This is a genomic window from Amycolatopsis silviterrae (genome assembly GCF_042684085.1).
In the GTDB taxonomy this organism is placed as follows: Bacteria; Actinomycetota; Actinomycetes; order Mycobacteriales; family Pseudonocardiaceae; genus Amycolatopsis; species Amycolatopsis silviterrae.
Genome location: NZ_JBHUKS010000029.1, coordinates 64,814 through 88,491 on the forward strand (window position 1 = coordinate 64,814; position 23,678 = coordinate 88,491).

The window sequence follows — 23,678 nt, forward strand, 5'->3', positions numbered from 1 at the left end:
TGAAGGCACGAAGCGGAAGGGGCGAGGTTCTTCTGGCTTGGAAAGCGGCACCGTCGAGATGGCGGTGCCGCTTTCGCGTTCGCGGCAAGGTTGTGCGGGCCGCGGAAGAGGTCAAGAACACCAGAATCGTTCGCCGCAGGTGCCGCAGCCGGATGCCGTCGGTGTCGCCTCGGCGCGGCACTTCTTGCAAGTGAAGCGAACGGTCGGCATGGCGAGCCGACTTACGGCCGGCACCGCTCAAGAATCCGGCTTGTGCAACCGATCATGCCGCCTCTGCGCCTTGACAACATCCACCGTCCGCGCACCCACCCAGTCCAGCAACCCCCGCAGCGGCGTGGCCAGTTCCTGCCCCAGCTCAGTCAGCGAGTAAGTCACCCGAGGCGGCGTAGCCGGCTCCACCTCGCGCCTGATCAACCCATCCCGGGTCAGGGTGCGCAGGTTCTGCGACAGCATCTTCTCGCTGATTCCGCCGATCGTGTCGCGCAGTTCGTAGAAGCGCGCCGGGCGTTCGCGCAGCGAGAGCAGGATCAGCGTGCCCCAGCGGCTGCACACGTGGTTGAGCACGGCCCGCCCGGGGCATTCGCTGTCGAATGCGTCACCCAGTGCCGCCGCGGCACGGCGTCCTGCCTCGGGGCCTACTCCCATGCCCGGAGCTTACCTCGCGGTTCGTACTTACGAAAACATAGCCCAAAACCTACGGTGAGCCTCAGTGCGACACAAGGAGGTACTCCCCGTGACCAGTTTGGTGATCGGCGCGACCGGCAAGGTCGGGCGGCACGTGGCCGTCCAGTTGAGCGAACGCGGCCGTCCGGTGCGCGCGTTGGCTCGGCGGCCCGAGCAGGCGCAGCTGCCTGGCGAGATCGAGGTCGTCCCTGGTGATCTGTCTGATTTGGACAGTCTGCGCGCGGCGTTGAAGGAGGTGGAATCGGTCTTTTTGATGTGGCCGTTGATTTCTGGCGATCCGGCGGAGGCGATCGCGGGCACCATCGCGCAGAGCGCCCGTCGTCTGGTGCTGCTGTCCTCGGCTGCGGCGCAGAACGGCGGCGACCCGGGCAATGTGATCAGCCAGGTTCATCTCGCGGTCGAGAAGGCGATCGAGCGCACCAGTCTGGAGTGGACATTCCTGCAGCCGCACGGTTTCGCGGCCAACACCCTTAGCTGGGCGCCGCAGATTCGCAAGGACGGCGTCGTTCGCGGTGCCTACGGTTCGATGCATTCGACGCTCATCCACGAAGCTGACATGGCAGCGGTCGCGGTGGCCGCGTTGACCGCCGAGGGGCACGTCGGTGCCAAGTACGACCTCACCGGGCCTGCCGCGCTCACGCAGGTCGAGCAGGTCCGGGTGATCGGGGAGGTGATCGGCCGCGCGACCCGCTGGGAGGAGGTGTCCCGGGAGGCCGCGCGCGAAATGCTCCTCGAACGGATCCCGGCGAAGTACGCGGACGCCATGCTCGACGCCTACGCCAGTCTGGCCGGCCGCGAACCCGATCAGCCGACGACGACGGTCGAGGAGGTCACCGGGGTTCCGGCGCGGACCTATGCCCAGTGGGTCGCCGATCACGCGGCCGAGTTCGCGGGACGCTGACGGCCGGCCCCGGCGAACCGGCGGGAGCAAACCCCGCCGCGGCAAGGGTTCAGCAATTGCTAATATTCGCAATTGCTGAACCCTTCCGTCCCGTCCGCCGGGCGGGCCCGGACCGCAGGAGGCGCCGTGAGCAAGCCGCTCTACCAGCTGAAAGCCGAGTTCTTCAAAACGCTCGGCCATCCGGCCCGGATCCGGGTGCTGGAGCTGCTGTCGCAGCGCGAGCACGCCGTCGCGGAGATGCTGCCCGAGGTCGGGATCGAACCGGCGAACCTGTCGCAGCAGCTGGCGGTCCTGCGCCGGATGGGGCTGGTCACCACCCGCAAGGAAGGGTCGAGCGTCTACTACTCGCTGATCAGCCCGCAGGTCGCGGAGCTGATGGCGGTGGCGCGCGAGATCCTCACCGGCGTGCTGTCCGGCCAGGTCGAGCTGCTTGACGACCTGCGCACGGCGCAGGCGGGCAGCACGCGACCCGCGGAGCACTGAAGTGCGCGGGGGTGCGCGGTGCTGAGGCTGTGGCGTGCGATCCGCCGGACCGGGCGGGCCGCCGAACCCGCGCCGCCGCGGCCGGAGCCGTTGCCGCGAGCGCGTGAGCTGGGCGGTTCGGTCCAGTTGCGGCACGTCGACGCGGGATCGTGCAACGGCTGCGAGATCGAGATCGGTGCCGCGTTCGGCGCGGTCTACGACGCCGAGCGGTACGGCGCGCGGCTGGTCGCGTCGCCGCGCCACGCGGACGGGCTGCTGGTCACCGGACCGGTCACGCGCAATATGACCGAGCCGCTGAAACGCACCTACGAGGCCGTGCCGGGGCCGCGGACGGTCGTGGCGATTGGGGACTGCGCGCGCAATTGCGGCGTGTTCGCCGGTGCTTACGGCGTGACCGGCCCGGTGCGCGACGTCGTGCCGGTCGACCTCGAAGTGCCCGGCTGCCCGCCGCGGCCCGAGGCGATCGTCGAGGCGGTGCGAAAGCTGACGGGCCGGTGAACGTCGCGGCGACAGCGCTCGGGACGGCGGTGGCAAGCGGCGTGGCGGCAGCGCTGGTGAGCCTCGTGACTCCCGCCAGGGCCCGGACGCGCGTGTCCGGAATCGGCACGATGCTCGCGGGCGCGGCCGGGGTCGCGGCGGGTGCGGCGGCCCTCGCCGGGCAAACCGCGCACGCCAGTTTTCCGTGGCTGCTGCCGTTGTCCGGGTTTTCGCTCGAACTGGACCGGATGGGCGGCCTGTTCACCGCCGTCACCGGCGCGGTGGCGATCGCGGCCGGCCTGTACGGCATCGGGTACGCGCGAAACGGGCTGCGCGCCCGCACGGTGCAGGCGGTGCAACCGCTGTTCGTGGTGGCGATGCTGCTGGTGCCAGCGGCGGCGTCGGTCGGCACGTTCCTGGTGTGCTGGGAGCTGATGGCGGTCACGTCGCTGGTGTTGCTGCTGGCCGAGCACCGGCTGCGGCCCGCGGTCGCGTCGGCGGGCCGGTGGTACGCAGTCATGACGCATCTTGGGTTCGTGACTGTCCTCATCGGACTGCTCTGGTTCGCTGCGCTCGCGGGTGGCGACAGTTTCGCGGTACTGCGCGACGCTTCTCCGCCACCGGCCGCGGCGAGCGCGATCTTCCTGCTCGTACTGGCCGGATTCGGTTCGAAGGCCGGGATCGTGCCGCTGCACGCCTGGCTGCCGCGCGCGCATCCGGAGGCGCCGAGCCACGTGTCCGCGCTGATGTCGGCGGCGATGGTCAACCTCGGCGCATACGGCGTGCTCCGCGTCGGGTTCGATCTCCTCGGCGGCGGCCCGCGCTGGTGGTGGGGCGTCGTGCTCGCGCTGGGCGCGGGCTCCGCGGTGTACGGGATCCTCCAGGCGGCCATGGCGTCGGATCTCAAGCGCCTGCTGGGCTATTCGACGACGGAGAACCTCGGGCTGGTCTTCGCCGGGATCGGGGCGGCCGGGCTGCTCGCGTCCTCCGGCGCCCGGGTCGCGGCGGGGCTGGCGCTGGCTGCCGCGCTGTTGCACACCGTGGGACACGCCGCGTTCAAGACGTTGCTGTTCCTCGCCGCCGGGTCGGTCGTCCACGCGACCGGCACCGGCGACCTCGACGCACTCGGCGGCCTGCGCACCCGGATGCCGTGGACCACCGGCCTGTTCGGGCTCGGCGCGCTGGCCGCCTCGGCGCTGCCTCCCGGCACGGCATTCGTGTCGGAATGGTTGCTGCTGCAGGCTTTGGTGCACGGCCTTCCGGTCGCTGGAGTGGTCACTGCGGTCGCGATGCCGCTCACGATGGCGGCGGTCGCGCTCACCGCGGGCCTTGCGGTGGCGACGTTCGTCAAGGCGTTCGGCATCGGCTTCCTCGCGAAACCGCGCGGCACCGCTGCGGAACGAGCGCACGAAAGCCCGCTGTCGATGCTCGTCGGCATGGGCATCGCGGCGGTGGCGTGCGTGGTGCCCGCGCTGTTCCCGACGCTGGTGCTGCCCGCAGTGGGCGCGGCTGCGGGCTTCGGCGATCCGGCTGCGCGCGACCTGCTCACTGTGCGGCTGAACGGGGTCTCGGGCACGGTTTCCCCGTTGCTGATCGCCGGCGGCTTGCTCGGCGGCGCGCTGCTCGTGGTCGCGGCGGTGCGGATGCTCGCGTCGGGCCGGGCGCGCCGGGAAGCGCGGCTCTGGGACTGCGGCGGCGGTCCCGCGACGGCCAGGGCGGAGTACACCGCGACGTCGTTCGCCGAACCGCTGCAACGGGTTTTCGACAATGTGGTGCGCCCGGAGACCGATGTGGACGTCGGCCATTACGACGAAGCGCGCTACCTCGTGCGCCAGGTCGCCTACCGCCGGGAGGTGCCGGACCGGATCGAACGGGTGCTGTACCGGCCGGTCCTCGCCGCGGTCGCGACGTGGGGCCGCGCCGGGCGGCGGCTGGCCACCGGCAGCGTGCACCGGTACCTCGGCTACGGCTTCTCCGCGGTGGTGCTCGCGCTGATCCTGCTGGCGGTGACGCGATGACCGGGTTCGCCGTGGCCGGAGCGGTCGTGCAGACCGCGCTGGTGGTCGCCGGTGCGCCGGTGCTGACCGGCCTCATGCGGCAGGTCCGTGCCCGGCTGGAGGGACGCGCGGGCGCCGGCGTGCGCCAGCCGTGGCGTGACCTCCGGAAACTGCTGCGGCGCAAGGAATCGCTGACCCCGCGCGGTACCGGCCAGGTCTTCCGGACCACGCCGGTCTTGCTGATGGCGACGACGCTGCTCGTCGCATTCGCGGCTCCGTTCGTCACCACGGCGTCGGCGCTGCCGCCGGTGGCCGACCTGTTCGCGGTGGTCGCGCTGCTGGCGCTCGGCACGGTCGCGCTCGCGCTCGCCGCACTCGACACCGGCACCGCGTTCGGCGGCATGGGCGCGAGCCGGGAGATCACCGTCATCGCGCTGGTCGAGCCGACGCTGCTGGTCGCGATCCTGGCGCTGTCCGCGCGGGCGGGCAGCACCGACCTCGCCGCGATCGTTTCGTCCACAGTGGACGATCCGGCGCGGGTCGGGTCGCCGGTGAGCCTGCTGGCGGCGGTCGCGCTGGCGATCGTGGCGGTCGCCGAGACCGGGCGGCTGCCGGTGGACAACCCGGCCACGCACCTCGAGCTGACGATGGTGCACGAGGCGATGGTGCTGGAGTACGCCGGACCGGACCTCGCGCTGGTCGAGCTGGCGTCCTCGATGCGGCTGACGGTGTTCCTCGGCCTGCTGGCCAACCTGTTCGTGCCGTGGGGGATCGCGACCTCCGCGTCGCTGCCCGCGCTGCTCGTCGGCGTCGCGGCGTTCGCGGTGAAGGTCGGCCTGCTGGGCGTGGTGCTCGCGGCAGCCGAGGTGTTCTTCGCGAAGCTGCGGCTGTTCCGGGTTCCGGAGCTGCTGGCGGGCTCGTTCCTGCTCGCCCTGCTGGCGGTGGTGGCGTCCTTCGTCCTGCCGGGAGGGGTTTCGTGACCCAGTTGCTCTACCTGGTCTGCGGCGTGTTCCTGCTGACCGCGGTGCTGGTGCTGTGGCGGCGCGAGCTTCCGGTGCTGGTGCGGGTGCTCGCGGCGCAGGGCTGTGCGCTGGCCGGAATGGCCGCGGTGCTCGCGGACTCGGTCGAGGCCGGACTGACCGCGGCGGGGCTGCTGATCCTGCGCGCCGGTGTCCTGCCGTGGCTGGTCCGGCGGATGACCGCGCGCCAGGGCCCGGACCGACGCGAGACGCGTCCGGTCGTGAACGTGACAGCTTCCTTGCTGTCGGCCGCTTTGCTGGCGCTGGTCGCCTACGCGGTGTCGCGGCCGCTGGTGGAACTCGATCCTTCTCCGGCGTCGGCGGCCTCGCCGGTGGGCCTGACCGTGGTCCTGATCGGGTTCTTCGTGCTGGTGACCCGGCGGCGCGCGGTGTCCCAGCTCGTCGGATTCCTGGTGCTGGACAACGGGATCACCGCGACCGGCCTGCTGCTCGGCGCGGATCCGGGGCTGCTCGTGGAGATCGGGGTGTCGCTGGACGTGCTGCTGGCGGTCCTCGTGCTGCAGATCCTGTCCGGCCGGATGCGGCAGCTGTTCGGCGGCACGGACCTCGGCGAGCTGCGGGAGTTGCGCGACTGATGGCGATCCTGGTCTTGGCGGTACCCGTGGTGACGGCGCTCGGGTTCCTGGTGCCCGCGTGGCGGCGCGGGATGCTGTGGGCGGGCGCGGCGAGCGCGATCGCGAGTCTCGCCATCGCGATCGCGCTGGCCACGACGGTAGTGCGAGGCGGTCCGGTCACCGCGCTGGGCGGGCTGCTGCGGGCCGACGCGTTGTCGGCGTTTCTGCTGGTGGTGATCAGCGCGGTCGCGGTCCCGGCGACGCTCGCGACGCCAGGGCATTTCGCGGCCGAACGCGCCGCGGGCCGCGCGACCGCGCGCACGGCGGCGAGGCACGGCCTGCTGGTCCACCTGTTCCTCGCCGCGATGACGCTGGCCGTGCTCGCCGCCAACCTCGGCCTGCTGTGGGTGTCGATCGAAGCGACGACGGTCGTGACGGCCTTCCTCGTCGGCCAGAGCCGCACCCGGAAGGCGGTCGAGGCGGCGTGGAAGTACGTCGTGATCTGCTCGGCCGGGCTCGCGCTGGCGCTGCTGGGCACGCTCCTGCTCGGGTACGCGTCCGGACACGCCGGAGGCGGCCTCGATCTCGCCGGCCTGGCGGCGGGGGCGGACGGGCTCGACAGCGGCGTCACGCGGATCGCGGTCACCCTGCTGGTGCTTGGCTTCGGGGCGAAAGCGGGACTGGCCCCGCTGCACGCCTGGTTGCCGGACGCCCATTCGCAAGCGCCCGCTCCGGTGTCGGCGCTGATGTCCGGGGTGCTGCTCGCCGTCGCGTTCTACGCCGTGCTGCGGGTGAAGGTGATCTCCGACGCCGCGCTCGGTGCCGGGTTCGCCCGCGGCCTGCTGCTCGTGATGGCGCTCGCGTCGCTCCTGGTGGCCGCGACTTTGCTGCTCGCCCAACGCGATTACAAGCGGATGCTGGCCTATTCCAGCATCGAGCACCTCGGGCTGGTGTCGTTCGGCGCGGCCGTCGGCGGTCCGGTCGCGACGGCGGCGGTGCTGGTGCACGTGCTCGGCCACGGCCTGGTCAAGGCGGTGCTGTTCCTGGGCGCGGGCCGGGTCGCGCAGGGGACCGGCACGAGCCGGATCGACCGGGTGCGCGGGCTGGCCGCGCGCGGGCCGGTGCTCGCCGGCTGTCTCGGCGCCGGGGTGCTGGCGCTGGCCGGGATGCCGCCGTTCAGCCTGTTCGCCAGCGAACTGGGGCTCGCCCGCGCCGGTTTCGCCGGCGGCCTCGGCTGGGCGACGGCGGTCGTCCTGGTCCTGGTGCTGGTCGTCGCGGCGGCGCTGGCCGGGCACACGACGCGGATGCTGCTGGGCGAACCGCCCGGCGGCCCCGGTGCGGCGCGCGCTCCGGTGGCGGTGCCGTGGGCGACGCGCGCGGCGCTGGCGGTTCCGCTGGCGGCCGCGGCGGTGCTCGGGTTCTGGACCGGTCCGCTGGCGTCGTTGCTGGACGCGGCCGTGCAGGCTGGGGGAGGGGGCTCGTGAACGTACGGGAAGTGGCTCCCGCGGAGCTGCCCGCGGCGGCGGAATCGTTGCTGGCGGAGGGTTTCCGCGTCGCGCTCGTCTCCGGGCACGACGACGGCGACCAGCTGCGCGCGGTGTATCTGTTCCTGGCCGACGGCGACCGCCGGGCCGAGCTGCAGGTGCGGCTCCCGGCCGCTGACCCGAGACTGCCGAGCCTGGCCCGGTTGTCGTTCCCGGCCGGCCGGTTCGAGCGCGAAATGCGGGACCTGTTCGGCATCGTCCCCGACGACCATCCGCTGCCGCGCCGGCTGGTCCGGCATTTCCACTGGCCGCGCGGCTGGTACCCGATGCGGGCCGGGGCCGGCGCGCCGCCGGAGTTCGGCGAGGTCGCCGGGCCGTACCCGTTCCGCGCGGTGGAGGGGCCCGGGGTGTCGGAGATCCCGGTCGGCCCGGTGCACGCCGGGATGATCGAGCCGGGGCACTTCCGGTTTTCCGTGGCGGGCGAGACGATCCTGAACCTCAAGGCCCGGCTGTGGTTCGTCCACAAAGGACTGGAAGCGCTTTTCGCCGGCCGCACGCCCGACGCCGGGATCGAGCTGGCCGAACGGATCAGCGGCGACACCGCGGTCGGCCACGCGCTGGCCTACTGCCTCGCCGTGGAGGACGCGCTGGGCCTGGAAGTGCCCGCGGACGCCGCGCGGGTCCGGGCGGTTCTGCTGGAGCTGGAACGGATCCACAACCACGTGGCCGATCTCGGCGCGCTGTGCAACGACGTCGGGCACTCGGTGCTGAACTCGCATGCGCAGACCGTGCGCGAGAAACTGTTGCGGCACAACGAGGAAGTCACCGGACATCGGCTCCTGCGCGGCGGTGTACGGCTCGGCGGCGCCCGGCTGGCCCGGCTGCCGGACCTGGCGAAAGTGCGGGCATTGGCGGCCGACGCCGGGGAGATCGCCGCGCTGGCGGTAGAGCATTCCGTGGTCCGCGACCGATTCGCGGGCACAGCGGTGCTTTCGTCGCAACAGGCGGCAGACCTCGGGACGCTCGGCTACGTCGCGCGGGCCAGCGGCCTCCGCCGGGACGCGCGCTACGAGCACCCCTTCCTCGACCTGGGCGAACCAGTCCGGCACACACGGACCGACGGCGACGTCCTGTCCCGTTTCCTGGTGCGGGCCGAGGAAATCAGCCATTCGGCGGCGCTCGTGGAGCAGTTGACCGGATCGCTGGGCGCCAGCCGGCCGGTGCCCGCCGGTTCCGGTTCCGGGGTCGGGGTGGCCGAGGGCTGGCGCGGCACGATCGTGCACCGCGCCGAACTCGCCGGCGGAGTGCTGAGCCGGGTCAAGGTTGTCGACCCGAGCTTCTTCAACTGGCCAGCGCTGCCGGTGGCGCTCGTGGACACGATCGTCCCGGACTTCCCGCTCGCCAACAAGAGTTTCAACCTCTCCTACGCGGGCAACGACCTGTGAACCCATCGACCGGAGGCAGTATGCCGAGTGAATTCGTGCGGGAACTGAAGCGGGGCATCGCGGCGGCGCGCCAGGCGCTGGAATCCGCGGGCGAGGACGAAGCCGACGCCCACCGCGCGCGGCTGGCCGAGCTGCGGGAAATCGCGCGGCACAACGGAATCGACCTGGACGGTCCGGACGCGGGCGAGACCGGCCGATGAACGGGCTGCGGGCCGGACTGGCGATAGTCGGCGACAGCGCGCCGGGCGAGCCGGAACCCTCGCTGGCCCTGCTGCGCTCCGACGCACAAGCAATTCGGGAGCACACCGGCGTGCCGGCATCGGCTTTCACGGTGCGCTCGCGGAACGCGGGCGAACTGTCCGCCGCGCTGCGCTCCCTGCCCGAAGAGGTCGAAGCGGTCTACCTGACCGGGACGGAGCCTGCGAAAGCCCGTGCGGCACAACGAGACATCGCCGCGAGCGGCGGGGTGCCGGTGATCACCGAGGAGGAGACCTCGGGCATCGTGCTGACCGCCGCTGTGCTGACCCGTTCGCACCGGCTGCAGGTCGCACCGTTCGCGGCGACGGTCGTGGTGGCGGGCTCGGACACGATGCCGCTGCTGGTGCCGCTGCTGGTCGCGTCCGGGGTAGGGGAGGTCGTGGCCTGGCGCCGCGACGACGCGGCCGGGTACCCGCTGGCCGAGGTCGCCCGGAACGCGACCGTGGTGGTCGACGCGTCCGGAGACCTCGGCGGGACGGTGCTGGTGGCGCCGGACCGAAGCGCGGGACTGCTCCCGCTGCCCGGCCTGTTCGCGGCCTTGCGGCGGGGCTTGGTCGCGCGGCCGGTGAACGATCCGCTGTATCAGCTGGACGTGCACCGGGCGTGCGCACACGCGCTGACGACGCTGACCCCGGTGGACCGGCTGCTGCCGGAACTGTCGGATCCGGATGTGGCGGTCCGGGTGCTGGACGCGATCGAGGAGGCATTGCGGCCGCCTCGGAAGCGTTAACAGCGGATCGGGGCGGAACCGCTCAGCGGTCGTAATACGTGGTCGGCCCCTCCGGCCACTGCCGGGTAGGCGGCGGAGGCTCGGCCCGGTTGCGCCGCTTCCGCCGGTGCAGCGTCCGCGCGCTGGCCGCCATGCTGCTCACCAGGGAAGCGATCACCAGCCCGATCACCAGATTGATCGCCGCCGTCGCGATTTTCGCCTCCATGCCCACCGTCAGGGTGAGCGGCAGGACCACCGCGATGGCCGTCACCAGCACCATGATCCAGCCGAAGAACTGGCCCGGCGCGGGGGTCGCCACGCTCAGCAGGTGCATCAGGCCCGTCGCGAGCAGGGCCACGGCGGCCGCGGAGATCGCGTACGTCGGCGTGCTCGCCTTGCCCCACAGGCCGTCGCCCTTCGGGGCCAGTACCGGCACGTCGAAAATGCCGCGCGCGATCAGCAGGCCGACCACCGCCACGAGCGCCGCGACCACCGCGGTGGCCACTCCGCCCGCCCACAGCCGGGCCGCGTCGATTCCTGGCCGGGTGTCCTCCCCGTAATCGCCGGGGTACTGCTGCGCCATCGGCGGTCCCTCCGTCGCGGAAATGGTCGTCCCGATTGTCCCGCTACCGCGGCTGTTCCGCCGGGTCGGCGGATTTCGCCAGCGAGCGCAGCCGGAACGACAGGACCACCAGGGTTACCCCGTAAATCACCGCGTAAATCCCGATCAGCAGCGCGACGCCGAACGCGCCCGCGATCGGGTGGAACAGCACGAGCACCCCGGCGATCACCGAAAGCGCGCCCGCCACGATCAAAAACGCCTCGCCGGTGATCTGCTTGCGCAGCCGGATCGCGGCGACGATTTCCATGATCCCGGTGACGACCGCCCACGCCCCGACGAGCGTCGCCAGCACCAGCACGGTCACCCCCGGCCACACCAGCGTCAGCACCCCGGCGACCAGGCCCAGCACCCCGAGCAGCGCGTACGCGACCCGGTGCCCGCCGTCGCCCGGCCGGAACGCCTGCATCAGCGCCCCGGCCGCGTCGATCAGCACGTAGATCCCGAACAGGAAAGCCAGCGCCAGCACGGTGATCCCGGGCCACACCAGCGCCAGCACGCCGAACAGGACGCCCAGGATCCCGCGCGTGAGCACGAGCGGCCACGCGCGGCGGGGGTCGAGCACCGCGAAGCCGAGGACGGGCGGAGTGGGCGTGGTCATGGCTGCCTCCCGGGGTGTCGTGCTGACCTGGCGAAACGGTAGCCGGACCGGGGCCGCGCCGCCGGGACCTCACCCGATCGAGGGCGCTACCAAGCGACCGTCAGCCCGGCGAGGCGCCAGGTGCCAGGGTCGGGCACCCGCTTCGCCTCCAGCACCCGCAATCCGGGGAACCGGTCCAGCACCGCGGTCAGCGCCACCTCCGCCTGGACCCGCGCGAACGACGCGCCGAGGCAGAAATGCGGTCCGTGCGCGAAACCGAGGTGCGCGCCCGCCGAGCGGCGCACGTCGAAGCGGTCCGGGTCGGCGAACACGCGCGGATCCCGGTTCGCCGCCGCGATCGACGCGGTCACCGGCTCGCCCGCGCCGATCCGCACGCCGTGCAGATCGAGGTCTTCGGTCGCTCGCCGCGGAATCGTCAGCAGTTGCGAACCGCACCAGCGCATCAATTCTTCGACCGCGCCCGGCCACAATTCCGGCTCCGCACGCAGCACCGCGAGCTGATCCGGATGCGAAAGCAGGGTTTCCACGGAATTGGCGATGAAGTTCGCCGGCGTCTGCCCGGCCAATACGAGCTGCCAGACGAGCGCGACGGATTCCGTTTCGGTCAGGCCCGCATTCGTCAGATGTGCCAGCATCGCACTGTCCGGATGCGCGACCAGCGTCCGCGAACTGTCGATGATCCCGGGCACGGCGGTGGCGAACTCGTCGCCGGACACCTGGACGACCGCCGAGCCGTATTCGTGCCAGCGCGGCCGTTCGGCTTCCGGCACGCCGACCAGCGAGCAGATGACCTCCATCGGCAGCGGCCGCGCGAACTCGGTCAGCAGGTCGACCGGGCCTTCCGCGGGCAGCGCGTCCAGGTACCGGGCGACGATTTTCTCGATCTCCGGCCGGAAGTCCAGCGCGCGCCGGGCGGCGAACGCGGGCGTGGCGAGGCGGCGCAGCCGGGCGTGCTCGGCGCCTTCCATCTCCTGCATGGTCCGCAGATACGGACGGCAGTGCTCGGGCACGTCCGGACGCTGGTAGCTGGCCTCGCTCAGGGCGAAGCGCGGGTCGGTGAGCATCGCGCGCGCCTCGGCGTGCCGCGTCAGCACCCACATCGGCGGGAAACCGGGGCCGGTCAGCTTGGCGACCGGGCCCTGCTCGCGGGCGGCGCCGTAGGCGGTGAACGGGTCGCTCGTGACGGCCGGATCGGTCAGGTCGAGTTCGGGGACGGGGGACACCAGAGACCTCCAGATGTTCAATTCAGATGATCTCATCATATGAATGGTGGCGGTATCTTGGCAAGGAGCCGACCGGAAGGACCCACGATGGCGCGGCTGACCAGGGCGCAGACGCAGGAGCGCAACCGGGCGAAGGTGCTGGCCGCCGCCCGCGAGGAGTTCACCGAACGCGGGTTCCGCGACGCCAAAATCGACGTGATCGCCGAACGCGCCGAGCTGACCCGCGGCGCGGTCTACTCCAATTTCCCCGGCAAACGCGCGCTCTACTTCGCCGTGCTCGCGGCGGAGGCGGAGCGGTTCGCCGCCCGGCCGCCCGAACCGGACGCCGGCCTGACCCCGGCGGAGGTGCTCGGCGCGCTCGCCCGCGCCTGGGTCGCCCGGCTGCCGCTGGCCACCGACCCGGACGCGCGCCTCGGCGTCGACCTGCTGCCGGAAATCCTCGCCGACGAACTCACCCACCGTCCGTACGCGCAGTTGCTGCGGTTCGACGCGATCGTGCTCGGCCTGGCGCTGGAACGGCTTTCGCCGTCGTCCGGACGCCTGGTGCGGGTGGCGGAAGCGGCGCTGACGATGCTGCACGGGGCGAGCCAGCTCGCGGCCGCCGCACCCGGGTTCGGCGAGCCGTTCAACGTTGTGCGTGCCTGCGAAGCGTTGCCCACGCTGGGGTTGGCCGACACCTGGCCGGAGCCGCCGATCGTGCCGCAAGCGCGGGCGGCTGGGGAAACCTGGTCCCCGCCAGAGGTTTTCGACGCGCTGCGAGCGCGTCCGGCGCGCATCGACGGCGACGGCGTGGTCGCGGTGATCGGCCTGCACCGGCTGTCCGCGGTGGAGGAAGCCCTGCGCGCGGCCGAGGACGTCACGCTCGTCGTGGTGACCGGCCAGCCGGCGGAGCTGGTGCCGTTGACCAGCCTGGTGCTGGCGGATCTGCGGGGCCTGCTCAAGAAGTCCTGTCCGGAGCAGGCCTGGCCGCGCGTGCGGGTAGTCGTGGACGAGACCGGCGCAGTCGCCGCGGCGGCAGGCGTTTCGGCGGTCAGCGACGCGACCGAGACCGCCATCCGAGTCCACAATGGACGAATCCTGCTGCGTGCCGAGGGCTTCGGCGCCTGCCACGCCGCCGCGACGAGCACCGAGCCCGCGGAAAGTCCGTGAAGGGAACCCTGAGGGAATCAGAGTCCGTCAGGGTTCCCCTCACGGAACGTCAGCCGATGCGGTAGCTGTACGGCAGGGTCGCCAGCACCTCACCGGTTCCGACCTGCGGCAGACCGGTCACGCCGGTCGGCAGCGAGGGCACGGTCACGATGTTCAGGTGCCCGGCCACCTTGTCGCCGCGCTTGCCGGACGGCGTGATCGTCACCAGGACGGTCGCGGTCTCGCCCGGCTTCACCAGCTGCGGCGTGCCGCCGGTGCCGTTCGGGTCCACCGACTGGCCGTACGGGTCGCCGGTCGACGACGTCACCGAGCTGTCGAAGCCCGCGGTCTGGATCGACGCCGTGTAGCTGGAACGCCCGGCGGGCGCGCCTTCCTGGCCGAACGGGCCGATCTCCTGCACGTCGGCGAACCAGACGCCCTTGGTGACGTACCCGGTCTTCTCGCCGATCGTCGCGACCGACACCGTGCTCCCGTTCTGCGCGGACTTCAGGTCGCCGAGCACGTCGATGCCCGCCGCCGAACCCTGGATCTCCACCTGCGCGGGCACGGTCGAGGACGTCGCGACGGTGAACTGGCTCGTCTCCGGCGGGATCGAGTACACCGGCGCGTTGGCGTTCAGCTCCGGCAGGTCGACCTCGGTCGAACCCTGGATCGGCTGCGGCTGCAGCGTTTGCCGGGCCGCCGTGCGCGCGTCGATGCCGATCGCGATCGGCTCGACCCCGGTGTTGCGCACCGTCACCGGCACGGTCACCGCCTTGCCCGCCGGGAGCGACGCGGACTGCGGCAGCGCGGGAGCGCTGGCCGAGACCTGGTCGAAGCCGACGGTTCCGGTGAACGGCTGGTCGATTTGCTTGCCGGTCACCGGGTTCTGCACGACGAGCACGAGGTGCCAGCGGCCGGGCAGCGGGTTGGCGTCGACGAGCTGCAGGCCGGTGCCCTGCTTCAGCGTGGTGGCCGAATCGAGGTAGGCGTTGCTGTTCACGTCGGCGAGCTCGCCGTTCGGGTCGACCAGGACGCCGTTGAGCAGCGTGCCCGGATCCTGCAGTTTCACCGCGACATCGAGGTCCCGCTTGCCGCGCGGCACGTCGAATTCGTAGGAGAACGTCTGCGCGGGCGACACCGCGCGGGCGTTGCCGCCGGTGATCGTGCCGCTGAACGCGCCGGGGCCGTTCTTCGTCGGGATCAGCGCGCGCAGCACGGCCGACACGGTCGTCTGGTGGCCGTCGGAGCTGCCGAAGGTGATCGAGTAGTCCGCGTCGCCGCCGCTGGCCGGGGTCTGCAGCGAGACGTGCACCGGCTTCGTCTGGCCCGGCTTGAGCTGCAGGATCTGCGGCGACACCTGGCCGTACGGGACGGCGCGCTGCGCGGTGGTCGCCAGCTGGACGTCACCGGTGTAGCCGGCCGGTCCGGACGCCGAGTACAGCACCGCGGTCCACGTGCCCGCCGCCGGTCGCGCGACGTCCACGTTGGCGTAGTTCGCCGTCGCGGCTCCGCCCTGCGGACGGCTGTTGGCGACGAAAGTCCCGTCCGGCGCGAGCAGCGTCAGCCGCACCACCGGGGTGACCGACTGGCCATTGACCGTCTTCGGACTGCCCTGCCAGGCCATCCGCGCCAACAGCCGCTGCGCGCCGTTCGGCACCGAGAACGTGACCTTCTTGTACGCCCAGTTCGTGCCGTTGAAGTACGGGAACGTCGGCAGCTTGGTCGAGTCGAACGCGGTGGTCTGCGCCTGCGTGCCCATCGGGGCGAACGTCCGCGTGCCGGTGCTGACCGTCAGCGGCTTGGTGCCGGAGTTGGTGACCTTCACCGATGCCTGCTGCGTGCTGCCCGGCGCGCCTTCGAGCGTCAACTGGTCGGCCGACAGCGTGATGTTCGACGAGACGCCCGCCGGTGCGCCGGTCGAGCCCGGAGCGGTGAGCGAAGCCTCGACCGCCGCGCGCGCGTCGAGAAGGCCAGCGCCCTGCTCGTCGGCCGGGAGGTTGAGATCGCGGGCGGTGCTGGTGATGATCTGCTTGACCTGCGCGGGCGTCGGCGATGCGCCGCGGTGCGCGTTGCGGTAGCTCTGGATCACCAGCGCGGCGACCCCGGCGGTCAGCGGGGCGGATTCACTGGTGCCGCCGAAGGATTCCAGGTCGGTCGGCTGCGGAACGGTGTTGAAGTTGCGGCATTCCGCGTACGCCGGCGAGCAGTCGGCCCAGTTGCCCTCGCCGGGTGCGACGAGGTCGATGGTGCGGCCGTTCTGCGTGATGCCGGACGAGGACAGCGCGGAGATGTTGTCGCTCACCCATTTCCCGTTGGAGAACGGGAAAGCCGCGTAGCCGGTCTGCGCGTACAGCCGGTTGTCGGTCGTCGCGCCGGTGGAGATCACCAGCGGGTCGGTGGCCGGGCTGCCGATCGTGGACGTGGTGCCCGCGTCGCCGCTGGAGGCGGTCACCGTGACGCCCGCGGCCACGGCCTGGTCGTTGAAGACCTGGAAGAGGTTGCGGGAGCTGGAATCCGGGTATTGGTTGAGGCCGAGCGACTCGTTGATCACGTCGACGTGGGCGACGGTCACCGCGTAGTCGATCGCCTGCAGCACCGCGGAGTTGGTCGCGGTCTTGCCGAAAACGTTCAGCCCGACCAGGCTCGCGCCCGGCGCGACGCCCTTCACGACGATGTTGCAGCCCGCCGGAAGCGGGTGCTTCTCGTTCACGAACTTCGACAGGTCGTGCACCACGACACCCTGCGCGGCGATCGACGAAGCGTCGCCGAACGCCTCGGCCCCGGAGTCGGTCGTGTTCGGCCCGTCGCCGGAAAAGTCCTGGTAGTCCGAGAAAACGTGGCTGCCGTCGGGCCGGATGAAGTCGGCGTAGTTCGGGTCCATGTTGTCGGCGAGAAACGTGACCTTCACGCCGGCTCCGTTGGCCAGGTCGGATGCGCTCTTCCCACCGGTGGTGCTGTACGCGCGGATCGAGGTCAGCGCTTCGGGCTCCAGCAACGGTTTCGCCGGGTCAGCCGGGCAGGTCGCGTTCGGCGTGGCCTGCGCGGCCGGTCCGCCTGCCTTGGGCGCGGCGGCCGGTGCACTCGGTTTGGTGTCCGGCAGCGTCACTTTGCTGTCCGGCAGCACCTGCGCGACCGCCGGGTCGTGCGCGAGCTGCGCGGCCTGCGCGGGCGTGACGGTGGCGGAGAACGCGTTGCCCAGCGCGAAGTGCTTGACCTTGGCCGGTGCCGCGCCGGTGAGCTTGGCGAGCACCGAATCCTGTTCTTGGGTGGCTTTGGCGCGGCGAGTGTCCGAGGCCGCCTTCGTGGGCGGCGCGCTGGGCAACTGGTCCGCGAGGACGACGATCACCGATTGCGGCGCGCTGTCGGCTGTCGCCGCGGCAGCCTGCGCGGGCTGGGTGACCCCGGCCAGCACCAGGCTGCCGGTCGCAGCCATGACCAGGGCGCGAACGGATCGCGAGGAACGCCCCATGTGCGGTTCCCACTTCCTGCTAGAAGGGTTCGTGAGTTACCGGCCCCGACGAAATCGGGCGCACTCGTCGCACGCTCGTTTTCCCGGCAGTCAGAACTCTTTCCGAATCCTCCGCGGTCCACAAGAGACAATAGTGGGAAACAAAACCGGCAAACGGGACCGAATTTCCGCGCCGCCGCGCATTCGGTCCCGTTTGCCGGAATCCGGGTCAGTCCTGGGGCAGGTGCCGGCGCGAGTGCCGGGTCACCACAAGGGTTCCCGCGAGGGCGACCAGTGCGACACAGGCGAGCAGCACCGGGTAGCCCGCTACTCCGTTCAGTGCCGCTAAAAGTGACGGCAAGAGGAATCCGACATACGCCAGCGCGTAGTACACGCCGGTGAGTTCCGCGATTTCGCCGGGCCGGGCGAGGCGCTGCAATTCCAGCAATCCGGACACCACGACGATGCCGTAAGCGGCGCCGAGCACCACTGCCGCGCCGAGTGCGATCCACGGCGATTCTTCCGCCGCCGCGACGACGCTCAGGACAAGTCCGGCGCACAGCACCGTCATTCCGGTGAGCACAGCCCGGGCGCTGGTGGAGCGGTCGACCCGCTTGGCGATCGGCTGGATCCCGACGCCCGCGCCGATCGCGCAGACGGTGAGCAAGGTGGAGTAGGCCAGCGCCCACGACCCGGTCTTCGGCTGGACGAGCTGCGGCAGGATCGCGTACGCCACGCCGCACGAGCCGAAGATCCACGGCGCCGCGGGCAGGATCACCCGGCGGAACCGCGGATGCCGGGCGGTGGCGGGCAACGCGGCGCGGACCGAATCCGTCCGGGTGGTGAGCGTTTCCGGGCTGCGGGTGATCGCGGCCAGTGCGACCAGCGCGAGTCCGATGTGGACCAGATAGGGCAGGACCATCGGCCACGGACCCCACTGCGCGAGCACCCCGGCGACCCCGGGGCCGATGCCGAGCCCGAGCGTGAGGCACAGCGCGGCGCGGCGGGTGCCGAGGTCGGCGGCGCTGTGCGGGTCGGCGTCGGCGAGTTCCTTGATCCAGGTGGAGCCCACGGCCATCGCGACCGCCACCGCGATGCCGGAGAGGAACCGGCCGGCGGCGATCCACGCCACGCCGAGCGGGCCGAGCGCCAGCAACAGGCTCGCCAGCAGGGAAAGCGCGGTGCCGGCGAGCATCACCGGGCGGCGACCGTACCGATTGGACAGTCCGCCGGACAGCAGCAGCCCGGGCACGAGGCCGACGACGTACGCGCCGAGCAGGGCGTCGACCGTGAACGCGGAGTAGCCGGCGGCGTGGTACATCACGAGCAGCGGGGTGAACTGATTGCCGCCCCAGCCGGCCGCGAACACCGCCGCGGCGGCCGGGAACCAGGCGGGCCGGGTGGTGGCTTCGGGCAGGGGAGCGCGCTCAGCTGTAGTAGTCATCGACGGTGCACCGAATCCAGGTGGGCGCGCAGGGCGGGCGCGAAGGTGTCGGCCTTCGTCTCGGCCTGCGCGATGATGGTGAGCAGTTCTTCGTGTTCGCCGACGACCTGCGGCAGCCGGGCCGGGATCGGCGCGAGCGCGTGGACGTTCATCCGCCGCTGCCGGTCGGCGAGCGTCGAGTAGAAGGTGAGCAGCAGCGCATTGCCGCCGGCTTCGACGATCGTGCGGTGGAACAGCTGGTCCGCCTCGGCGAATGCGGGCACGTCGCCCGCTTCCGCGTGCCTGCGCTGCGTGTCCAGGACCGCGCGCAGCTTCTCCAGCGCGTCCGGAATCAGCTCCGGACGGCGGGCCAGCCGGTGTACTGCGGCGCTTTCGACGGCTTCGCGGGCTTCGAGCACGTCCTCGGCTTCGCCGGGGGTGATCGGCACGACGATCGCGCCGCGCTTCGGGATCAGGTTGAGCAGCCCTTCGACCTGCAGCCGCAGGAAGGCCTCGCGCACCGGCGTCCGGCTGACCCCGAGGCGCTCGGCTATCTCGCCCTCGCTGAACAGATGCCCGCCGGGCAGTTCGCCGGTGAGGACCAGCTCCTTGGTGAGCTGGTAGGCGCGGTCGGCGGCGGGTTTCACGGCGTTCACGGCTGCGACGCTAACATGCATCCCAGCTTGTATCTAAGGCGTTGTGACCTGCGGCTCAACTGTTCTGTCGGTGCCCTGTGCGATGCTCCGGGAGTGCGTTTGCTCCTCGATGCCCGGCCCACCGTCCAGCAAGCCGTCGATGCGGTCCGCGCGGCCCTCGCCGGCGGCCTCGACCCCGACCAGGATCCGCCGCGGTCCGTCGTCCCCGTGCCCACCGGGCAGTTTCTGCTGATGCCCGCCTTCTGGGACCGCTACGCCGGGGTCAAGGTCGCCTCCGTCGCACCGGACAACCCGGCGCGCGGCCTGCCGCGGATCCAAGGCCACTACCTGCTGATGGACGGCCCCACGCTCACGCCGATGGCGCTCCTGGACGGCGTCGCGCTCACCTCGGTGCGCACTGCGGCGGTCTCTGCGGTGGCGGCGGACCTGCTCGCCGAACCGGACGCGGAACGCCTGGTGGTGTTCGGGACCGGCCCGCAGGCGGAGAGCCACATCGAGGCGTTCCGGGCCGTGCGGCCGGTGCGCGAGGTCGTGGTGGTCGGCCGGAATGCGGAACGGACGCGAGCCTTCGCCGCGCAGTACCCGTTCGCGCGAACCGGAACGCCGGACGACGTAGCCGAGGCCGACCTGATCGTGTGCTGTACGTCGTCGCGGACCCCGGTCTTCGACGGCGCGAAGGTCCCGGAACACGCCACCGTGGTCGCCGTCGGTTCGCACGAGCCGGAAGCGCGGGAAGTCGACGATGTCCTGATTGGACGGTCCACAGTGGTCGTCGAGGGCATCGGCGCGGCCACTCGCGAGGCCGGGGATGTAGTGCTGGCACTGGAATCTGGTGCTCTGGTCGCAGAGGATCTGGTCCCGCTCGCCGCGCTGGCTGCGGGGCGAACGGTGCCGTCGGGGCCTCGGCTGTTCAAGAGCGTCGGGATGGCTTGGGAGGATCTGGTGGTCGCCGCGGCCACTTACGAAGCTGTCAGGTGACGTCCCGGCGGAGCGGGAAAGCGACCGCTAGCCCGGCGGCGACCAGTGCGTAGCCGAGGAGAACGAGCGCGCCGCCCGCGGTGGGCAGCAACTGTCCGCCCGCGTGGCCGGTCTGCTGGGCCAGCGCGTCGGTGAGGTAGCCGAATTCGGTGAGCGCGGCAGTCGCTCCGCCGGGCAGGTACGGGTAAATCGTGTTCACGCCGGGAATGGCGAGAAGCGCGATCTCGGCGACGTACAGGTAGCCGATCACGACTGCGAGCGCAGCGACCTGATTCCGCAGCAGCGCGCCGATTCCGACGCCCAGCACGGTGTAGATCGCCATCGCGGCGGCCATCCGGAGGAGCAGTTCGGCGACGGTCGCGGGTGCGAGACCGACTGTCACGCCGTGGAAAGCGGCGCTTCCGTACAGCGCGAGCCCGGCGGCTGTCGCGGTGACGACGCCGTAGCAGAGGCCGCCGACGGCGAACGCCGCGAGTTTCGCGGTGAGGATCCGCCAGCGGCGCGGTGCGAAGAGGAACGTGACGGAAATCGTGCGGTGCCGGTACTCCGACGTCATCGCAACAGTGCCGAAGACGGCCGGGAACAGGACTGTCACGGTCGCCATGCCGAGCACGTTCCGCACTCCGGCGGCGGTGTCGAGACCGGGCATCGGCGGCTGGACGTGCTGCGGGCCGATCAAGCCGATCAGCCCGACCAGGCCGCCGCCGCACGCCGCGGCGGTGATGAGCGCCCACAGCCACAGCCGGGTGGAGCGCAGGCGGCGGAGTTCCGCGGCGATCATCGGCGCTCTCCTGCGGTAAGGGCGAGGAAAACCTGTTCCAGGCCAGGCTTTTCCGGGGTCAGTTCGTGGATCCGCAGGCCGGCCGCGGCCGCCCGGTCCGCGATCTCGGCAGTGCTGAGCCCGGAGACGCGAAGGAGATCCGGTTCGATCCGCTCGGTGGTTCCGCCCAGCGCCCGGGCGAGGTCGTCGGCGTCGGGGGAGCGGACGAGCGCGACCGCCTCGGGCGCGACGGACAGCTCCGCGAGAGTGCCGGTGGCGACGAGGCGGCCGTCGCGGATGACCACGACCTGCCCGGCGATCTGCTCCAGTTCGCTGAGCACGTGACTGGAGATCAGCACGGTGCGGCCGCTCGCGGCGAACCCGGTGAGCAGGTCGCGCAGCCACGCCATGCCCTGCGGGTCCAGTCCATTGCCCGGCTCGTCGAGCACCAGCACCTGCGGGTCGCCGAGCAACGCGGTCGCGAGGCTGAGCCGTCGCCGCATGCCGGTGGAGTAGTCGCGCGATGGCCGTCCCGCGAAGGCCGTCATCTCCAGTTGCTCCAACACCTCGTCGACGCGTCGGCGAGGCAGCCGGGCCATCGCGGCGTAAACGCGCAGGTGCTCGCGCGCGGAGCAGGACGGGTGCGGGTCGGCCCCGTCGAGCACAGCGCCGACGGTGCGGACTGGATGCGGCAGCTCGGCGTACCGGACGCCGTCGATCGTCGCGGTCCCGGCGCTCGGCCGGACCAGGCCGAGCAGCATCCGCATCGTGGTGGTCTTGCCGGAGCCGTTCGGCCCGAGGAACCCGGTGATTTCCCCGGGACCGGCGGAAAACGTCAGGTCCGCGACCGCTGGTACCTCGCCGAACCGCTTGGTCAGGTTCTCGACCGCGATGCTCATGCGCGGGCCTTGATCGCCTCGGCGAGCTCGGCCGCGTCGGGCAGGCTGAGGAGCAGTTCGCGGTACTTCCCGCCGTCGAAGACGACCCGCAGCGCCGGGCCGGACCGGCGCACCGACACCAGCTGGCGCGTCCCGGTGCCGATCCCCCAGACGCCGACCTTGAACACCCCGCTGACCAGGATGCCGATCCGCCCGCCGCGCGTGCGGGCCAGCGGATTCCCGATCTGTTCGGCTGTCTCGATCCTGGCCAGCGGGACCGTGATCTCGTCCCGCCGCACCGCGAGCTGCTCCCAGCGGGCGAACCGCACCCGGAGCCCGTCGCCGACGATCTCGGCCGTTGCCATCGCCACCACCCCCTGCGTCATCTGTTCTATTAGATGTATAGCAGATATCCTGGACGGGTGCTGCTGACTTTGGATCTCGACAGCGAGGCTCCGATCTACCTGCAGATCCGCGACCGGGTGGTGGAGGCGATCGCCGACGGCGACCTCGCCGAGGGCGACACGCTGCCGTCCACGCGGCAGCTCGGCGCCGACCTCGGCATCAACTTCCACACCGTGAACAAGGCCTACGACCTGCTCCGCGCGCAGGGCCTGATCCGGATCAACCGCAAGAGCGGCGCGGTGATCCGCCGCGACGCCCGGTCCGGCCCGGCCGAACCCGGCTTCGCCGACGAATGGCAGGAACGGCTCCGGACGCTGCTGGCCGAGGCGGTCGCGCTCGGGCTGGATGCGGACGAGGTGACCGGCCGTTGCGGCGCGGTGCTTGAGTCCTTCCGTGTGAGGACTGTGTCGTGACGTCGTCGGTCTTGGTGGACCTGGCGCTGCTCGCTCTGCTGGCTGCCGCGTTCTGGTCGGCGCCCGCGCTGAGCCGTCCGACGATCCCGTTCGGCGTGCGGGTTCCGGCGGCGCGCGTTGCCGAGCCGGCGATCCTCCGCGCGCACCGTCTTTACGCCCGCGGAGTGCTGGTGGCGGGCACCCTCACGGTCGTCCTGGTCGCTTTCGCCTCGGCCGGACTGCGCTGGGAGTCGGCGGCAGTTTTCGCGGCCCCGGTCCTCGCGGCCGCTTGCTGCGGGCTCGGATACCGAGCGCACCGCACAGTCGCCGCCGCGAAACGCTCCGGCGACTGGTATTCCGGCACCCGCCAGGCCGTCGCGACCGACACCTCCCTGCGCACCGACCCCGTCCGTCCACAGTGGATATACCTGGCCCCGGCGGCGGTGCTGTCCGGGATCACGGCGGCGGTCGGAGCCTGGCGGTACGGCGATCTGCCCGCGACCCTGCCGATGCCGAACGGAGTGCTCATCGATGCCGCCCAGCGCGGCGAGACGACGTTCGGCCAAGCGTTCGCGACGGTCATCGCGCAACTGCTGATCACCGTTCTCGTCGGACTGCTCGGCCTCGCCCTCCCGCGTGCGCGGCCGGAACTCGATGCAGCGCAACCGGCCGCTTCGGCCGCCCGGTACCGGGTGTACCTCGCCGGCGTGCTGCGGTTGTTGTTCGGCACCGCCGGGTGCGTGACCGCGAGCCTGCTCGTGGCGTCGCTGCAGGTGTGGGAGATCGTCCCGGCCACGACGGGCGTGACAGTCGTCAGCTACCTCCCGCTCGCCGCCGCTGTGCTCGCGTGGGTGGCCTTCGCGTTCCGGGTCGGCGACGCCGGGCATCGGCTGCCCTCCGAGGACGAGGACTCCAGCCGCGTCCAGCGCGACGACGACCGGTACTGGCACCTGGCGGGCCAGGTCTACGTCAACCGCGGCGACCCGGCCCTTCTCGTGCACCGGCGCGCGGGCGTCGCCTGGACGCTCAACCTAGGCCACCCGATCAGCTGGGCGATCCTCGCGGCCATTGGGGCGTTCGCTGTGCTGGCCGGATTCGGCGTCATCGAACTGCCCGCCAAGGGCCGCTAGCC

24 protein-coding genes are annotated in these 23,678 nt (G+C 71.6%); 14 read left to right on the forward strand and 10 right to left on the reverse strand.

Annotated elements, in window-relative coordinates:
* Window positions 1–237: 237 nt before the first annotated feature.
* The gene (locus tag ACFSVL_RS37090) at window positions 238–645 is read right to left on the reverse strand and encodes a winged helix-turn-helix transcriptional regulator (protein ID WP_378311244.1); all 408 of its coding nucleotides are present in this window, start codon (window positions 643–645) and stop codon (window positions 238–240) included.
* A gap of 88 nt (window positions 646–733) precedes the next feature.
* Here ACFSVL_RS37090 and ACFSVL_RS37095 point away from each other — a divergent pair, with 88 nt between their 5' ends.
* From ACFSVL_RS37095 to ACFSVL_RS37140, 10 genes are all read left to right on the forward strand, one after another.
* On the forward strand, window positions 734–1,585 hold the full coding sequence (locus ACFSVL_RS37095) for an NAD(P)H-binding protein (protein ID WP_378311246.1): 852 nt from the start codon (window positions 734–736) through the stop codon (window positions 1,583–1,585).
* 126 nt (window positions 1,586–1,711) lie between these two features.
* Window positions 1,712–2,068 carry an ArsR/SmtB family transcription factor gene (locus ACFSVL_RS37100; RefSeq protein WP_182892028.1) on the forward strand — a complete coding sequence of 119 codons (357 nt, stop codon included), beginning with the start codon at window positions 1,712–1,714 and terminating at the stop codon, window positions 2,066–2,068.
* 18 nt (window positions 2,069–2,086) lie between these two features.
* The gene (locus tag ACFSVL_RS37105) at window positions 2,087–2,566 is read left to right on the forward strand and encodes an NADH-quinone oxidoreductase subunit B family protein (RefSeq protein ID WP_378311248.1); all 480 of its coding nucleotides are present in this window, start codon (window positions 2,087–2,089) and stop codon (window positions 2,564–2,566) included.
* The gene (locus ACFSVL_RS37110) at window positions 2,563–4,563 is read left to right on the forward strand and encodes a proton-conducting transporter transmembrane domain-containing protein (protein WP_378311250.1); all 2,001 of its coding nucleotides are present in this window, start codon (window positions 2,563–2,565) and stop codon (window positions 4,561–4,563) included. The genes ACFSVL_RS37105 and ACFSVL_RS37110 overlap by 4 nt, the downstream gene beginning before the upstream one ends.
* Window positions 4,560–5,522 (forward strand): respiratory chain complex I subunit 1 family protein, encoded by a 963-nt coding sequence (locus ACFSVL_RS37115; RefSeq protein WP_378311252.1) that lies wholly within the window; start codon window positions 4,560–4,562, stop codon window positions 5,520–5,522. The genes ACFSVL_RS37110 and ACFSVL_RS37115 overlap by 4 nt, the downstream gene beginning before the upstream one ends.
* Window positions 5,519–6,157 (forward strand): hypothetical protein, encoded by a 639-nt coding sequence (locus ACFSVL_RS37120; protein WP_378311254.1) that lies wholly within the window; start codon window positions 5,519–5,521, stop codon window positions 6,155–6,157. Before ACFSVL_RS37115 ends, ACFSVL_RS37120 begins: the two co-directional genes overlap by 4 nt.
* Window positions 6,157–7,620: a proton-conducting transporter transmembrane domain-containing protein gene (locus ACFSVL_RS37125; RefSeq protein ID WP_378311256.1), complete on the forward strand. Its 1,464-nt coding sequence runs from the start codon at window positions 6,157–6,159 to the stop codon at window positions 7,618–7,620. The genes ACFSVL_RS37120 and ACFSVL_RS37125 overlap by 1 nt, the downstream gene beginning before the upstream one ends.
* Complete coding sequence (locus ACFSVL_RS37130; protein WP_378311258.1) at window positions 7,617–9,065, forward strand: hydrogenase large subunit; 1,449 nt, start codon at window positions 7,617–7,619, stop codon at window positions 9,063–9,065. The genes ACFSVL_RS37125 and ACFSVL_RS37130 overlap by 4 nt, the downstream gene beginning before the upstream one ends.
* A 20-nt stretch (window positions 9,066–9,085) precedes the next feature.
* Complete coding sequence (locus ACFSVL_RS37135) at window positions 9,086–9,265, forward strand: hypothetical protein (RefSeq protein WP_378311259.1); 180 nt, start codon at window positions 9,086–9,088, stop codon at window positions 9,263–9,265.
* On the forward strand, window positions 9,262–10,053 hold the full coding sequence (locus tag ACFSVL_RS37140; RefSeq protein ID WP_378311261.1) for a hypothetical protein: 792 nt from the start codon (window positions 9,262–9,264) through the stop codon (window positions 10,051–10,053). The genes ACFSVL_RS37135 and ACFSVL_RS37140 overlap by 4 nt, the downstream gene beginning before the upstream one ends.
* 22 nt (window positions 10,054–10,075) lie before the next feature.
* Here the strand turns inward: ACFSVL_RS37140 and ACFSVL_RS37145 are convergent, their stop codons facing one another.
* The 3 genes from ACFSVL_RS37145 to ACFSVL_RS37155 all read right to left on the reverse strand — a co-directional run bounded on the left by ACFSVL_RS37145 (window position 10,076) and on the right by ACFSVL_RS37155 (window position 12,475).
* The gene (locus ACFSVL_RS37145; RefSeq protein ID WP_378311263.1) at window positions 10,076–10,615 is read right to left on the reverse strand and encodes a DUF6069 family protein; all 540 of its coding nucleotides are present in this window, start codon (window positions 10,613–10,615) and stop codon (window positions 10,076–10,078) included.
* A 43-nt stretch (window positions 10,616–10,658) separates the two neighbouring features.
* Entirely contained in the window at window positions 10,659–11,252 is a 594-nt protein-coding gene (locus ACFSVL_RS37150) for an HdeD family acid-resistance protein (RefSeq protein ID WP_378311265.1), read from the reverse strand.
* A gap of 86 nt (window positions 11,253–11,338) precedes the next feature.
* Entirely contained in the window at window positions 11,339–12,475 is a 1,137-nt protein-coding gene (locus ACFSVL_RS37155; protein WP_378311266.1) for a cytochrome P450 family protein, read from the reverse strand.
* An 87-nt stretch (window positions 12,476–12,562) separates the two neighbouring features.
* Here ACFSVL_RS37155 and ACFSVL_RS37160 point away from each other — a divergent pair, with 87 nt between their 5' ends.
* Window positions 12,563–13,624: a TetR/AcrR family transcriptional regulator gene (locus ACFSVL_RS37160; protein ID WP_378311268.1), complete on the forward strand. Its 1,062-nt coding sequence runs from the start codon at window positions 12,563–12,565 to the stop codon at window positions 13,622–13,624.
* 49 nt (window positions 13,625–13,673) lie between these two features.
* Here ACFSVL_RS37160 and ACFSVL_RS37165 read toward each other — a convergent pair whose 3' ends face one another.
* From ACFSVL_RS37165 to ACFSVL_RS37175, 3 genes are all read right to left on the reverse strand, one after another.
* Window positions 13,674–17,039: a S8 family serine peptidase gene (locus ACFSVL_RS37165; protein WP_378311269.1), complete on the reverse strand. Its 3,366-nt coding sequence runs from the start codon at window positions 17,037–17,039 to the stop codon at window positions 13,674–13,676.
* Between the two features lie 244 nt (window positions 17,040–17,283).
* Window positions 17,284–18,498, reverse strand: coding sequence for an MFS transporter (locus tag ACFSVL_RS37170; RefSeq protein WP_378311271.1), 1,215 nt, complete (start codon window positions 18,496–18,498; stop codon window positions 17,284–17,286).
* Window positions 18,495–19,133 carry a GntR family transcriptional regulator gene (locus ACFSVL_RS37175; RefSeq protein ID WP_378311273.1) on the reverse strand — a complete coding sequence of 213 codons (639 nt, stop codon included), beginning with the start codon at window positions 19,131–19,133 and terminating at the stop codon, window positions 18,495–18,497. The genes ACFSVL_RS37170 and ACFSVL_RS37175 overlap by 4 nt, the downstream gene beginning before the upstream one ends.
* Before the next feature lie 93 nt (window positions 19,134–19,226).
* Here ACFSVL_RS37175 and ACFSVL_RS37180 point away from each other — a divergent pair, with 93 nt between their 5' ends.
* Window positions 19,227–20,111: an ornithine cyclodeaminase family protein gene (locus ACFSVL_RS37180; RefSeq protein ID WP_378311274.1), complete on the forward strand. Its 885-nt coding sequence runs from the start codon at window positions 19,227–19,229 to the stop codon at window positions 20,109–20,111.
* Here ACFSVL_RS37180 and ACFSVL_RS37185 read toward each other — a convergent pair.
* Genes ACFSVL_RS37185 through ACFSVL_RS37195 form a run of 3 tightly spaced genes read right to left on the reverse strand, consistent with a single transcriptional unit; the run spans window position 20,104 to window position 22,135 of the window.
* Window positions 20,104–20,892: an ABC transporter permease gene (locus tag ACFSVL_RS37185; RefSeq protein ID WP_378311276.1), complete on the reverse strand. Its 789-nt coding sequence runs from the start codon at window positions 20,890–20,892 to the stop codon at window positions 20,104–20,106. The two genes, ACFSVL_RS37180 and ACFSVL_RS37185, sit on opposite strands and share 8 nt — an antisense overlap.
* Complete coding sequence (locus ACFSVL_RS37190) at window positions 20,889–21,770, reverse strand: ABC transporter ATP-binding protein (protein WP_378311278.1); 882 nt, start codon at window positions 21,768–21,770, stop codon at window positions 20,889–20,891. The genes ACFSVL_RS37185 and ACFSVL_RS37190 overlap by 4 nt, the downstream gene beginning before the upstream one ends.
* The gene (locus ACFSVL_RS37195; RefSeq protein ID WP_378311280.1) at window positions 21,767–22,135 is read right to left on the reverse strand and encodes a hypothetical protein; all 369 of its coding nucleotides are present in this window, start codon (window positions 22,133–22,135) and stop codon (window positions 21,767–21,769) included. Before ACFSVL_RS37195 ends, ACFSVL_RS37190 begins: the two co-directional genes overlap by 4 nt.
* A 36-nt stretch (window positions 22,136–22,171) precedes the next feature.
* On the opposite strand from ACFSVL_RS37195, the gene ACFSVL_RS37200 reads away from it, so the two are divergent.
* Entirely contained in the window at window positions 22,172–22,567 is a 396-nt protein-coding gene (locus tag ACFSVL_RS37200) for a GntR family transcriptional regulator (RefSeq protein ID WP_378311282.1), read from the forward strand.
* The gene (locus tag ACFSVL_RS37205; RefSeq protein ID WP_378311283.1) at window positions 22,564–23,676 is read left to right on the forward strand and encodes a DUF1648 domain-containing protein; all 1,113 of its coding nucleotides are present in this window, start codon (window positions 22,564–22,566) and stop codon (window positions 23,674–23,676) included. The genes ACFSVL_RS37200 and ACFSVL_RS37205 overlap by 4 nt, the downstream gene beginning before the upstream one ends.
* The last annotated feature ends 2 nt before the right edge of the window (window positions 23,677–23,678 follow it).

What these genes read in the sequence shown, in the direction of transcription:
- ACFSVL_RS37090 (WP_378311244.1), bottom strand. Translation starts at nt 645, where the DNA reads ATGGGAGTAGGCCCCGAGGCAGGACGCCGTGCCGCGGCGGCACTGGGT.
- ACFSVL_RS37115 (WP_378311252.1), top strand. Translation starts at nt 4,560, where the DNA reads ATGACCGGGTTCGCCGTGGCCGGAGCGGTCGTGCAGACCGCGCTGGTG.
- ACFSVL_RS37125 (WP_378311256.1), top strand. Translation starts at nt 6,157, where the DNA reads ATGGCGATCCTGGTCTTGGCGGTACCCGTGGTGACGGCGCTCGGGTTC.
- ACFSVL_RS37135 (WP_378311259.1), top strand. Translation starts at nt 9,086, where the DNA reads ATGCCGAGTGAATTCGTGCGGGAACTGAAGCGGGGCATCGCGGCGGCG.
- ACFSVL_RS37140 (WP_378311261.1), top strand. Translation starts at nt 9,262, where the DNA reads ATGAACGGGCTGCGGGCCGGACTGGCGATAGTCGGCGACAGCGCGCCG.
- ACFSVL_RS37145 (WP_378311263.1), bottom strand. Translation starts at nt 10,615, where the DNA reads ATGGCGCAGCAGTACCCCGGCGATTACGGGGAGGACACCCGGCCAGGA.
- ACFSVL_RS37150 (WP_378311265.1), bottom strand. Translation starts at nt 11,252, where the DNA reads ATGACCACGCCCACTCCGCCCGTCCTCGGCTTCGCGGTGCTCGACCCC.
- ACFSVL_RS37160 (WP_378311268.1), top strand. Translation starts at nt 12,563, where the DNA reads ATGGCGCGGCTGACCAGGGCGCAGACGCAGGAGCGCAACCGGGCGAAG.
- ACFSVL_RS37165 (WP_378311269.1), bottom strand. Translation starts at nt 17,039, where the DNA reads ATGGCTGCGACCGGCAGCCTGGTGCTGGCCGGGGTCACCCAGCCCGCG.
- ACFSVL_RS37170 (WP_378311271.1), bottom strand. Translation starts at nt 18,498, where the DNA reads ATGACTACTACAGCTGAGCGCGCTCCCCTGCCCGAAGCCACCACCCGG.
- ACFSVL_RS37185 (WP_378311276.1), bottom strand. Translation starts at nt 20,892, where the DNA reads ATGATCGCCGCGGAACTCCGCCGCCTGCGCTCCACCCGGCTGTGGCTG.
- ACFSVL_RS37190 (WP_378311278.1), bottom strand. Translation starts at nt 21,770, where the DNA reads ATGAGCATCGCGGTCGAGAACCTGACCAAGCGGTTCGGCGAGGTACCA.
- ACFSVL_RS37195 (WP_378311280.1), bottom strand. Translation starts at nt 22,135, where the DNA reads ATGACGCAGGGGGTGGTGGCGATGGCAACGGCCGAGATCGTCGGCGAC.